10 protein-coding genes are annotated in these 11,798 nt (G+C 64.4%); 4 read left to right on the plus strand and 6 right to left on the minus strand.

Going from position 1 to position 11,798, the window contains the following annotated elements; translation table 11 throughout:
* Nucleotide 1 precedes the first annotated feature (1 nt).
* Nucleotides 2–1,444: a DUF1800 domain-containing protein gene (locus tag A3E77_RS18865; protein ID WP_293649037.1), complete on the minus strand. Its 1,443-nt coding sequence runs from the start codon at nucleotides 1,442–1,444 to the stop codon at nucleotides 2–4.
* Nucleotides 1,445–1,508: 64 nt separating this feature from the next.
* Nucleotides 1,509–2,675 (minus strand): N-acetyltransferase, encoded by a 1,167-nt coding sequence (locus A3E77_RS18870; RefSeq protein ID WP_293649040.1) that lies wholly within the window; start codon nucleotides 2,673–2,675, stop codon nucleotides 1,509–1,511.
* A gap of 117 nt (nucleotides 2,676–2,792) precedes the next feature.
* On the opposite strand from A3E77_RS18870, the gene A3E77_RS18875 reads away from it, so the two are divergent.
* Complete coding sequence (locus A3E77_RS18875; protein WP_293649043.1) at nucleotides 2,793–3,899, plus strand: fatty acid desaturase family protein; 1,107 nt, start codon at nucleotides 2,793–2,795, stop codon at nucleotides 3,897–3,899.
* Between the two features lie 177 nt (nucleotides 3,900–4,076).
* On the opposite strand, the gene lptG is transcribed toward A3E77_RS18875, so the two are convergent.
* Together lptG and lptF are read right to left on the minus strand one after the other, a co-directional pair.
* Nucleotides 4,077–5,177: an LPS export ABC transporter permease LptG gene (gene lptG, locus A3E77_RS18880; protein WP_293649046.1), complete on the minus strand. Its 1,101-nt coding sequence runs from the start codon at nucleotides 5,175–5,177 to the stop codon at nucleotides 4,077–4,079.
* Nucleotides 5,178–6,398: an LPS export ABC transporter permease LptF gene (gene lptF / locus A3E77_RS18885; RefSeq protein WP_293649049.1), complete on the minus strand. Its 1,221-nt coding sequence runs from the start codon at nucleotides 6,396–6,398 to the stop codon at nucleotides 5,178–5,180. It lies immediately after the preceding gene.
* Between the two features lie 132 nt (nucleotides 6,399–6,530).
* Between lptF and A3E77_RS18890 the strand changes: the two genes are divergently transcribed.
* From A3E77_RS18890 to A3E77_RS18900, 3 genes are read left to right on the plus strand one after another with little or no spacing between them, the layout of a single operon-like run.
* Nucleotides 6,531–7,004: a DUF2141 domain-containing protein gene (locus A3E77_RS18890; protein WP_293649052.1), complete on the plus strand. Its 474-nt coding sequence runs from the start codon at nucleotides 6,531–6,533 to the stop codon at nucleotides 7,002–7,004.
* A gap of 6 nt (nucleotides 7,005–7,010) precedes the next feature.
* A complete protein-coding gene (locus tag A3E77_RS18895) occupies nucleotides 7,011–7,985 on the plus strand; it encodes a diacylglycerol/lipid kinase family protein (RefSeq protein ID WP_293649055.1) in 975 nt (324 codons plus the stop codon).
* A 7-nt stretch (nucleotides 7,986–7,992) separates the two neighbouring features.
* Entirely contained in the window at nucleotides 7,993–8,853 is an 861-nt protein-coding gene (locus A3E77_RS18900; protein WP_293649058.1) for a hypothetical protein, read from the plus strand.
* Between the two features lie 9 nt (nucleotides 8,854–8,862).
* Here the strand turns inward: A3E77_RS18900 and A3E77_RS18905 are convergent, their stop codons facing one another.
* Nucleotides 8,863–10,836 carry an ATP-binding protein gene (locus A3E77_RS18905; protein WP_293649061.1) on the minus strand — a complete coding sequence of 658 codons (1,974 nt, stop codon included), beginning with the start codon at nucleotides 10,834–10,836 and terminating at the stop codon, nucleotides 8,863–8,865.
* Between the two features lie 113 nt (nucleotides 10,837–10,949).
* The coding region (locus A3E77_RS18910) for an aminotransferase class I/II-fold pyridoxal phosphate-dependent enzyme (RefSeq protein ID WP_293649064.1) at nucleotides 10,950–11,798 on the minus strand (849 nt) is incomplete at its 5' end.

Here is an 11,798-nt window from a genome sequence, read left to right on the forward strand (position 1 = left end):
TCTATCTCCGCAGAAAGGTCGGGCTGGCGAATAGCATGGCGATGCCCTGTCCGGGGCTGTCGGCGCGGCCGATGGCTTGGGCGGTTTCGGGGGTTAGCGCGTCGGCGAGGATGAGCGGCGCCAGCACGCGCGCGTCGGCACGGTCGCCGATCCGCCCCGCGACGCGGCTCGCGAGTTCGACGCGCTGCATCAAGGCCGCCGACCCGGCCCAGGTCGCGACCATATCGTCATAGCCCTTGGGCGATCCGGGGCGCCACACCGGCTGGCCGAGCTGGGCGAACATCGCGGCGATATTCTGCCGCTCGCCGAGCGCGGGGTTTTTCAATGCCCGCAACATCGACACCGTCCAGTCCCACGGCGACTTGAACATTGTTGGCGCCGCCGCCCATGGTTCGGGTGACGCGATCAGCGTGCGGTATAGCGAGGGCAGGTCGCCGCCGGTTCTGAGGAAATCGCCCGACAGCCGGTCGACCAGCGCCGCCGGGGGATTGTCGCCCGTGAAATGGCGCGCGAGCTTGATTGCGACATGTTTCGCGGTCGCCGGGTGCACGGCCAAGTCGCGCAACACCGCCTCCGCCTGCTTTTCATCGGGCTGCCCATAGGATTTGCCGAGGATCGTCTGCGGTCCCGGCTGGTGCAGCCGCCCGACGAACAAGGTCTCGCCGGGCCGCGCGTCGGCGGGCATCAGCCGTTGTCCGGCGCCGCGGCCGAGACCCGCAACGGTCAGCCCGGTCAGCGCCTTGGCAAAGCTCGTCACATCGGCTTGCGTGTAACCGGCGCGCACGCCGAGGGTGTGCAGTTCCAATATCTCGCGCGCCAGATTTTCGTTGAGCCCCGGCGCCTGCCGCTTGCCCCGGTTGCGGATGCGCGTCGCAAAGATGCTGTCCGGCCCGAAACTTTGCGCCTGGTCGAGATAGAGCAGCATGGCCGGATGGCGCACCGCGGCGATCAGCAGGTCCGCAAACTTACCCATGACATGCGGGCGGATCGCCGCATTTTCATAATGGCCCGCAAAGCCGACGACCGTCTGCTTGTCCGCGGATATTGCAAAATGATTGGCCCAGAAATGGACCAGCCGTTCGGCAAATGGGGTGGGCGTCGCAATCGCGGCGGCGAGCCGGGCCCCGGCGGCGTCGACATAATGACGGCGGAAACCGGCGCGCGACATCCGACGCATCGCGTCGGGCATGGGGTCGGACATCGCATCCCCGTCGTCGCGCATCGCCGCGGCATTGGCCTCGCGCCGCATCGCCTGTCGTTCGTCCCGATATTCGGCATAGGCGGTGGCAATCGCCTCGCGCCCGGCCAGCGCCGCGAGTGCGGGGGGCGCGGGGTCATAATCGCCGATCTGGCGCGTCAGCCACGCCTTGGGGTCGTCGATCGGCGGATCGTCGAACCGGCGACCCAGGCCGAAGCGGTTGGCGGCAAGATATTGGACTGCCATGACAAAGCCTTTCCGTGCCCCAAACGCACGATGGCGGTCATTTGTCGCAAAGCTGTCCCAGCCGTCAGAGCAATTTGTCGTAAATCTGATACACGCGGTTGACCTTGGCCTCGATCGCATCGGCGACCGCGTTCATCCCCTGATTGTCGTCGAGCACCCAGCCGATATCGCCGCGCTCGGTGCCATAATCGCGCACCGCATCGCGGCGGATATATTCGATCATCATGAACGCCAGCGTGCTCGCCATGCGGCTGTTCTGCAATTTCTTGGCGACCCCCATCAACGGTACGCGCAGGATGCGGCTTTTGGGTTTGCGCAGCCACCACAGCAATCGTGCCCAGTTGAAGGGCAGCAGCGACCCGTCCATGTCGATCAGCAGCTCGTTGATGTTGGGCAGCACGATCATGAAGGCAACGGGCTCGCCATCGACTTCGGCGACGCGGATCAGATCCTCGAACACGATGTCCTTCAGCTTTTTGCCGACATAGGCAATCTCGCTGTCGGTGAGCGGCACGAAACCCCAATTGTCCGACCATGCATCGTTGAGCAGCCCCATGATCAACGCCGCCTCGGCATCGAACCGGCGTTTGTTGACCTTGCGGATGCGGATGCGAGCATTTTTTTCGCCCGCCGCGACGATGCGGTTGACCAGCGGCGGAAAGCCATCGACGATCCCGACGTCATAATTCAGCAGCTGCTTGACCGGACGGTATCCCGCACCCTCGACCCAGCCGCGATACAGCGGGCTGTTGTGCCCCATCATCACCGTCGGCCGGTTGTCGAAGCCTTCGATCAGCAGGCCCGGTTCGTCCCAGATCGAAATGGACAGGGGGCCAAGCGAACGGTGCATACCCTGGGCGCGCAACCAGTCTTCGGCGGCCGCGAACAGCGCCTGGGCGCTTTCCTCATCCTCCGCCTCCAGCAGGCCCCAGTTGCCGGTGCCGGGGCCCATGCCCTGTTCGGCCGGCTGCGCAAGCGCGAGGTCGTCGATATGCGCCGAAATGCGCCCAATCGTCCGCCCGTCGCGGCGCGCCAGGAAAAACCGGGCCTTGCCATGCTCGAACCAGGGGTTCTTGCCGGGGGTCAGCAGGCCGTAAACTTCGCCCTTCAGCGGCGGCACCCATGCCGGATCGCCGCGATTGAGGCGATAGGCAAGCTCGACGAATTCGCGCAGATCGGCCTTGTCCTTGACCGGGTGGATGGTGATCGGGCCGTGCGAATGTCCGCTCATACTGGTTTCCTGAAATGCCGAACCTATATTTGTGGCGACGCATTAGGGCATAGACATGGCGCTGGCGACCCGCTTTCGGCCATTTTGCTGCCACGAAAATATGGTTTTGGAACCGTTATGACGACGATCAATCCCCCCGCCGATCGGGTCGCGACTCCCTTCGCGCCGTCGGCAACCAAGACGCCCAAGTCGGCGATTGCCGACGATATGGCGATGATCCGTGCCGCGTCGGAACTGACGCGCGATCTCGTGCAGCCGTCGCCGCGCATCTATTGGACCGACATGCTGGCGTCGACCTTTGTCGGCTATGCCGGCATCGCGGCGGCGATCCTTGCGCCCTCGACGGCGTGGATGCTGGTTGCCGCGGTCGTGGCCGTCGTCGCGCTTTATCGCGCGGGCAGCTTCATCCACGAGCTCACCCATATTCGCAAAAATGCGCTGCCGGGGTTCCGCCTCGCGTGGAACATCCTCGTCGGCGTGCCGATGCTGATCCCGTCGTTCATGTATGAGGGGATCCACAGCCTGCACCACAACCGCACCAAATATGGCACCGTCGACGATCCCGAATATCTGCCGCTCGCGCTGATGAAGCCGTGGACGGTGCCGCTGTTCGTCATCGCTGCGGCGTTCGCGCCGCTGGCGCTGCTGTTTCGCTATGCGGTGCTGACCCCGCTGTCGTTCCTGATCCCGCCGCTGCGCCGGATCGTCGTCGAACGCTATTCGGGGATGATCATCAACCCGCTGTTCCGCCGCAAGCCGCCCGAGGGCGAGTTCCGCCGCCAATGGGCGTGGCAGGAAGGCGGCGCGTGGGCGTGGTCGAGCCTGTTGATCGCCGCGGGCGTCTTCGGCTGGGTGCCGCTGCGCGCGCTCGTCATCTTTGGCGCGATTGCCGCCGCGACCTTGGTTCTCAACCAGGTCCGCACGCTCGTTGCGCATCTCTGGGAAAATGACGGCGCGGTGCTGACCGTGACCGGCCAGTTCCTCGACAGCGTCAACGTCCCGCCGCCCGGCCTGCTGCCCGAGCTGTGGGCGCCGGTGGGGCTACGCTACCATGCGCTGCATCACTTGCTGCCCGGCGTGCCGTACCATTCGCTCGCCGAGGCGCATCGCCGGTTGAAGGATACGCTGCCCGCGGATTCGCAATATCATGGTGCGAATTACGACAGCCTGCCGAAGCTGGTCGCGAATCTGGTGGCGGGTTCGGCAAAAGGCGCGAGGGCCTGACATCGGACAGATGATAAGCGGCTTTGGGGTGGTGAGTTGACGTTCGCTGGCTGTCTTTCGTCATCCCGGACTTGATCCGGGATCCATAACTGAACCGTCGTCATGGACCCCGGATCAAGTCCGGGGTGACGAGGATGGATAGGTCCGCAACTGGTCGCCAGCCGCCGCTAACGATCGCTATTCCTCGGTCCTGATCAAGATCATCTCGCCGATCAGCGCGAACAATATGAACGGCCCCCACGCCGCCAGAAATGGCGAGTACGCCCCCAGATCGCCCATCGCGAGGGCGAAATTGTCGGCGACGAAATAGGCGAAGCCGAGGCCCATGCCGAGGATCGCGCGGATGAACAGCTTGCCCGATCGAGCGAGGCCGAACGCGGCGACGGCGCCGAGCAGCGGCATCAATATCGCCGACAGCGGTCCCGAAATCTTGTGCCACAGCACGCCCTTCAGCGCGCCGACCGGACGCCCCGCTGCCTCGAGATCGGCGATCGCCGATTGCAGCTCCCAAAAAGGCAGCGCGTCGCCGTCGACCTGCGCCAGCGTGAACTGGTCGGGGCGGACATTTTTCGCCGCGACGATCGTGCCGAGCGGTTCGAGCGTCCCCGACCGGCGGATGAAGCGCCGCGCATTGGTCATTTCCCAACCGCCGCCCGCCACCGCGCGTGCGCTGTCGGCCGACAGCATCGATGACAAGACGCCGCCGGTGCGTTCATAGATGGTGACATAGCCCAGCGTGATCACCGGCCCGCTGGTATCGACCGTCGCCGCATTGATCAGGTCGTCGCCGTCGCGGACCCAGATATTGGTACGGATGCCGCTGTCTTTCGGCACCTTTTTATATTCGACCTTTTGCCAGGCGCTGAGCGCCGCGGTCGAACGTGTGACGATGCGTTCGTTGAAGGCAAAGCTGACCCCGGCGACGAGCAGCGCGGCAAGGAACAGCGGCGCCAGCACCTGGTGCGCCGACATGCCCGACGCCTTCATCGCGACGACCTCGCTGTTCTGATTGAGCGTGATGAGGGTCAGGATCGTCCCGAGCAGCACCGAAAAGGGCAGGAAGGTCTCGATGATCTGCGGCAGCCGCATCCCGACATAGCGCCAGACGTCCGAGTCGCTGTTGCCCGCGACCGCCAGGATCTTGCCACTTTCGCCTAACAGGTCGAGCGTCTGGAGGATCAGCACCAGCGCAAAGAGGATCGAAAAGGAGCGGACGAGGAACAGGCGGCCGACATAGAGCGCCATCGTCCGCGACGGGAAAAAGTGGAGCTGGTGCATTTAGGTCAGGCTCTCCGCCGTCCGCGGCTTGCGCTGGAACATCGTGAGCATCCCCCGGATCTTCTGCGCCGCCTTGGCCGCGACGCGCTCTAGAGCGCCGATCGGCTGGCCGCCGGGGACATGCGCGACGACATAATACATCCAGATCGCCAGCGCCGCGAATAACAGGAACGGCACCCACAGCGCGATCAGCGGATCGACAACGCCGCGCGCGCCCATGTCTTCGGCATATTGGTTGATCTTGTGCTGGGTCACCAGCAGCACGATCGACAGGAAGACGCCGAGCGACGATGTCGACCGCTTTGGCGGGATCGCCAGCGCGACCGCGATCAGCGGGATGAGGAACATCGACATGACCTCGACAATGCGGAAGTGAAAATTCGCGCGCGATTCGAGCCGCGTCTGCACCGACTGGTTCTGGTCCTTGCCCGCGACGAACAGCTCCGGGATCGTCATTTCGCGGTCGGCACCGCCGCGCAGGCGAAACGCCTCGATCTTGGGCAGCGGGATCGGCAGGTCGTGATTGTCAAAAGTCAGCACGCGCGGAACGGGGAATTTCGGCGATTCATGGATCAGCACGCCCTGCGACAGGCGCAGGATGATCGTGTTCGGATCGTCGGTCGCCAGAAACTGCCCGCGCGCCGCGGTCGCCGACACGCGTTGCCCGTCCCTCTGCTCGCCGCGGACGAAAATGCCGCGCAAGCTGCGCCCGTCGTTGTAGCTCTCCTCGATCCGCAGCGTCATGCGGTCACCCAATTTGGTGAATTCGCCGACCTTGATCGACGCGCCGAGCGCACCCGATCGCAGCTCGAACTGCAATCCTTCATAAGCGTAGCGGGCGACCGGCTGGATAAAGCCGACGATCGCCAGATTGAGCGCCGCCAGCGCGATCGCATAGGCAAAGGGGATACGCATCAGCCGCCCGAAGCTCATCCCCACGCCCTTCAGCACGTCGAGCTCGCTGGTCGTCGCAAGTTTCCGAAAAGCCAGCAAAATTCCCAGCATCAGCCCGATAGGGATGCCCAGCGAAAGATATTCGGGGATCAGGTTGGCGAGCATCCGCCACACGACGCTGACCGGGCCGCCCTCGGTCGCCACAAAATCGAACAGCCGCAGCATCTTTTCGAGCACGAGTAACATTGCCGACAGCACCAGCGTGCCGAGCATCGGGAAGAAAATGAGCCGCGCGATGTAGCGGTCGATGGCAGGAAGCTTATTCAATCTTTGGTCGCCCCATCACCATGATTTGGCCGCAGTTGTTTCCGATATGCCGATTCAAGGGCGACAGGGACCCATATCAGCGCGCGTTTTCCGTTCGCCGATATGGCTATAGCCTCTGGAGGTTTTGAGGTCATGTCGAAATTTATATCCGCCCTGCTTGGTGTTTCGTTGCTCGCGTTCGCGGCGACGGCACAGGCGGAAGGCCGGGTCATCTCGAACGATCTGTCGAAGTGCAGAAGCGGTCCGTCGACGCTGGTGCAGATCAGCGGCGTCAAGGCGTCGACCGGCAAGATTCGCGTGCAAAGCTATCGCGGCACGTCGGCCGACTGGCTGACCAAGGGGCGCTGGCTGGCCCGCGTCGAAGTGCCGGCGCGCGCCGGATCGATGACGGTCTGCGTCCCGCTGCCCGAAGCGGGCGTCTATGGCATCGCGGTGCGCCACGACGTCAATGGCAACGGCAAGACCGACATCAGCAAGGATGGCGGCGGGATGTCCAACAATCCCAGCATCAACATCTTTAACCTCGGCAAGCCGAGCTACAAGAAGACAGCCTTTTCGGTTGGAGACGCGCCCAGGACGATCTCCATTTCGATGAAATATATGTAACGGCAGATGGCAAGCGTCGCGCTCCTTTCGAATCCTCGCTCGACGGGCAATCGCTCGCTGTTGCCGCGGGTTCGCGAATATTGCGCGGCGCACCCCGATATTTTTCATTACGAGGTCGAAGACGTCGACCAGATCGAAAAGGCCATCCGTACCATGGCGATGGTCGGGCCGCGAGTCGTGGTCATCAACGGCGGCGACGGGACGGTGCAGGCGGCGTTGACCGAAATCTATTCGGGCGGCCATTTCGGCGGTTCACCGCCGCCGGTCGCGGTGCTTCCGAATGGCAAGACGAACCTTATCGCGCTCGATCTCGGCGCCGCGGGCGACCCGATCAAGGCGTTGCAGCGGGTGATCGACCTGGTCGAAACCGGCCGGCTCGAAGATCATGTGATCGAACGCCAGCTCATCTCGCTCGACAGCGGCGGCGACACGCGGCCGGTGCTCGGCATGTTCCTCGGCGGCGCCTATCTTGCCGACGTGATGCTCTATTGCCGCAACCGCATCTACCCGCTTGGCCTGCCGAATGGGGTTTCGCATTTTCTGGCGGCGATCCTGGGCCTGTTCGCCATGTTGTTCGGGCTGGGCGGGGGGCGCCTGCCGCCGAAACCCGAACCGATGACCGTGTCGCTGATCCGCCAGGGTGAATATAAGGGCAAATTCTCGCTCTTGATCGTGACAACGCTCGAAAAGCTGCTGCTCAGCATTCGCACCAACGATAATGCGGGGGAGAGCGGGCAGATGAAATTGCTCGCGGTCGAGCGCGGTCTCGGCGCGCTGGTGCGTATGCTTGGCGCGACGTGGCGCGGAACGCTGGGACAGCGCCAGCTCGAAGGCGTGCATTTCCAGCAGGGCGACGAAATCCGTATCGAGGGCGATCGGTCGAACGTCATCCTCGACGGCGAAATCTTCCAGGCGAAAAACGGCATGCCGATCATCCTGACGTCGACGCAGCCGGTTCCGTTCCTGCGCCTCGCTGCCTGAGCGCCGCGTGACCGCCATCGCCGACCTTGTCCGCGAAGAAGTCGCGATCCCGGTCGACCCGCGCGTCGGCGCGATGGCCGCGGCGATCGCGGCGCAATATCCGGGCAGCGCGCGCGCCGTGTTTTTTTACGGCAGCTGCCTTCGGATGAGCGAGCTCGACGGGCTGATGCTCGATTTCTACCTGATCGTGTCCGACTATGGCGATGCCTATCCGAAACGCTGGATGGCGGTCGCCAACCGGCTGATCCCGCCGAATGTCTTTCCGTTCCAGCACGGCGGCCTGATCGCCAAATATGCCGTGCTCAGTGAAGCCGACTTTCACCGCCTGAATGGGCCGGAGACGCGCAATGTGTCGGTGTGGGCGCGCTTTGCCCAGCCGTCGCGGCTGGTGTGGGCGGTCGACGATACGGCGCGCGATCGCGCGATCGCTGCGGTATCGCGCGCGGCCCCGACGTTGCTGGCGGCGGCCGGGTCGATCGCTGGCGAGGCACCGCTCGACTGGTGGCGGCGTGCCTTTTCGCTGACCTATTCGGTCGAACTGCGCGCCGAACGGACCAGCCGCGCGCAGTCGGTGGTCGATGCCGATGCCGAACGTTACGAACGCTTCAGCCTTCCCGCGATCGCGGCCATCCCCTCCGGCACACGCAGCGGCGGCTGGGCGCGGCGACGGATCGAGGGCAAGGCGCTCAGCATCGCGCGGCTGGGCAAGGCCAGCCTGACCTATGCCGATGGGATCGATTATCTGGCGTGGAAGATCAATCGACACGCGGGAACGCAGATCGAAATCAAGCCGTGGCAACGTCGCTGGCCGTTGGTTGCTGCGCTGACGCTGGTGCCGCGCCTGATCAAAGGCGGCGCGATCCGCTGAATCCGGTGCTCAGTTCGCGAGCCGCTGCCCCTCGGGCCGATTGTCGCCGCTGCGCCGGATCGCCTGATCGAGCGCGCTGAGCGTGAAGGGTTTGCGCAGCACGTCATGGTCGCCAAAGGCGGCGTCTTCGCTGGCGTCGCCGGCATAGCCGGTCACGAACAAGACCGACAGTTCGGGCCAACGCTGCTTCAGCTGCGCGACCATTTCAGGGCCGGTGAGCTCGGGCATCAGCACGTCGGACAGGATCAGGTCGAACCCACCCTGCCCCTGGGCAAGCTGCCCTTCGACCAGCGCCTCGGCCTCCAGCGGGTTACCGCATGCGACGGCGGTATGGCCGAGTTCGCTGACCGCGTCGACGGTCGCTGCGAGCACGCGCGCATCATCTTCGACCACCAGGATGCTGAGCGCGTCGGCGGGCGTGTCCGACCCGCTATTGTCGCCGGGCAAAGTTTCGATTTCGGCCGCGGCTTGCGGCTGTGCGACGGGCAGCAGCATCGCGACGCTCGTGCCTTCGCCCTCGTTCGACGCGACCTGCACCTCGCCGCCCGATTGGCGGCAAAAGGCAAAGACCTGGCTCATGCCAAGGCCCGTTCCCTGACCAGCGGGCTTGGTCGTGTAAAAGGGGTCGAAGATGCGTTCGAGCACTTGGGGCGACATGCCGCACCCGGTGTCGATCACCTGGACGGCCAGCGCCGCCGACCGATCGCCATCGTCCAGTGTCCGAATCGTCAGCAAACCATGGCCGTTCATTGCATCGCGGGCATTCACCGCAAGGTTGAGCAGCGCGTTCTCGAACTGCTGCCGGTCGATCCAGCAAGCGAGATCGCCGGCGTTGAGGTCGAGCGTCAGCGCGATGCGATCGCCGATCGTGCGTTCGATAAGCTGCGCGAAACTTGCGATGCACTCGTCGATTGGCGTCATTTCGGGGCGTGCCGGTTCGGACCGCGCAAAGGTCAGTAGCCGCCGGGTCAGGTCGGCGGCGCGGTTCGCCCCGTCGAGCGCGTTGGCAAGGTGGCGCTGCGCCTTTTCGGGTTTACCCGGCAGCCAGCGTTGCGCCAGTTCGAGCCCGCCAACGACGACCGCCAGCATATTGTTGAAATCATGTGCAATGCCGCCGGTCAATTGTCCGACCGCTTCCATCTTTTGCGCTTGCCGCAGTTGCGCCTCGGCGGCCTCTCGCTCGGTCATCTCGCTGCGCAGCGCATCGTTGGCCTGCGCCAGTTCGGCGGTCCGTTCCTCGACCGCGGTTTCGAGCTGCATAGCACGATCGCTCTCGACCAGCTGTTCGCGCCGCGCCAGGCGCCGCTCGCCTTCGGCGCGGATCAGCGAGAAGGTAGCGCCGATCGCGATGACCGCAGCGGCTGCGCCCAGCAGCGAAAAGAGGAGGATGGCCTGGTTGAGGTTGGCACGGTCGCCAGCGGTCAGGCGGTTGCGGTCGCGGAGCAGCGCGCGCTCGTTGGCGATAATCTCGCTCAGCAGCTTGTCGATCCGGCCGAGCCCCTCGCCCTTGCCGGCGGCATAGAATTTCGAGATTGCGGCGACGGTCTGGTTATAATTGGCGCTGAGCGCGGCATCGCCGAGTTGCGCGCCGCGGCTGTCCATTTCGCGCGTCAGCTGTTCGACCAGCGCCATCTGTTTCGGATTGTCACGAACGTTGCGGCGCAGTTGCGCCAGGAACTGCCGCGCGCGGCCCCATTGATATTCATAGACGCGCCCGTCCTCCTTCTGGAGTCCGACGGCAAAGCGGCCGAGCGCCGCTTCGGCGCGCGCGATCGCGGCATCGACCGACCGCGTCTGTGAAATGACCTCCATGCTCTGCGTCTGCCAGCCGAGCGAGCGGTCGTAATTGTCGTTGGCGCGCGCGAGCAGCACGACGAGCGCCCCGACGACGCCGGTCAGGATCGCGCCGAGGACGATCGTCGACCAGAAGCGAATACGCTCCCGCCGACCATCGTTTTCGCTATCAATATCCCTCTCGAACACGCGCATCTCTTACCGGAGGAGCGCGGCGCCGCAAAGCGCCGAAGCCCCTGTCTCAACGCCGCCGCTTCAACTCGCCCCGAAAAGGAATCCGCTGGTCGGGCGGGATGCTCGGTTCAGCCGATAATCCCGGCGCGCTTGCCCGCGCGATCGAAGCGCGCGAGAATTTCGGTAACCTGCTCGCCGCTATGCTCCGCGCACAGCGAACAGCGCAGCAAGGTCATGCCCGCGGGGGTGGCCGGCGGCCGGGCCAGGTTCACATACAGCCCTTCCTCGAGCAGCGCCTCCCACATCATCGCCCCGCGTTCCAGGTCGGGCATGATCACCGCGATGATGGCCGACTGCGGCTCGTCGGTGCCGAGCGTAAAGCCCAGGTCGCGGAGGCCTTTGTGTAGTTTTTTGGAGTTTTCCCACAGGTGCGCGCGCTTGTTCGATCCGTGCATCAGCTTGCGGATGCTGGTCGCCGCGGTCGCGACGACGCTCGGCGGCAGCGACGCGGTGAAGACATAGGGACGGCAAACGAGCCGCAATATCTCGAACTTCGGGTGGTTCGACACGCAGAAGCCACCGACCGTGCCGACGCTCTTGCTGAAGGTGCCGATAATGAAGTCGACATCGTCCAGCACGCCCTGCGCCTCGGCGACGCCGCGGCCATGTTCGCCGATGAAGCCCATCGAATGCGCCTCGTCGACCAGCACCATCGCGCCATTTTCTTTCGAGACCCGGATCATCTCCTTGAGCGGCGCGATGTCGCCGAGCATCGAGTAGACACCTTCGAGCACGACGAGCTTGCCGGCTTCGGGCGGCAGGCGCTTGAGCCGTTTTTCGAGTGCTTCGACATCATTATGGCGGAAGGCGACGATTTCGGCGTCGCCCATCTTGCACCCGTCATAGATCGACGCATGGCTGTCGATGTCGAGGATGACATAATCGCCCTTGCCCGCGATCGTCGAAATGATGCCGAG

The organism is Sphingopyxis sp. RIFCSPHIGHO2_12_FULL_65_19 (genome assembly GCF_001830555.1).
GTDB lineage: Bacteria > Pseudomonadota > Alphaproteobacteria > Sphingomonadales > Sphingomonadaceae > Sphingopyxis.

What these genes read in the sequence shown, in the direction of transcription:
- A3E77_RS18865 (WP_293649037.1), bottom strand. Translation starts at nt 1,444, where the DNA reads ATGGCAGTCCAATATCTTGCCGCCAACCGCTTCGGCCTGGGTCGCCGG.
- A3E77_RS18870 (WP_293649040.1), bottom strand. Translation starts at nt 2,675, where the DNA reads ATGAGCGGACATTCGCACGGCCCGATCACCATCCACCCGGTCAAGGAC.
- A3E77_RS18875 (WP_293649043.1), top strand. Translation starts at nt 2,793, where the DNA reads ATGACGACGATCAATCCCCCCGCCGATCGGGTCGCGACTCCCTTCGCG.
- lptG (WP_293649046.1), bottom strand. Translation starts at nt 5,177, where the DNA reads ATGCACCAGCTCCACTTTTTCCCGTCGCGGACGATGGCGCTCTATGTC.
- A3E77_RS18890 (WP_293649052.1), top strand. Translation starts at nt 6,531, where the DNA reads ATGTCGAAATTTATATCCGCCCTGCTTGGTGTTTCGTTGCTCGCGTTC.
- A3E77_RS18895 (WP_293649055.1), top strand. Translation starts at nt 7,011, where the DNA reads ATGGCAAGCGTCGCGCTCCTTTCGAATCCTCGCTCGACGGGCAATCGC.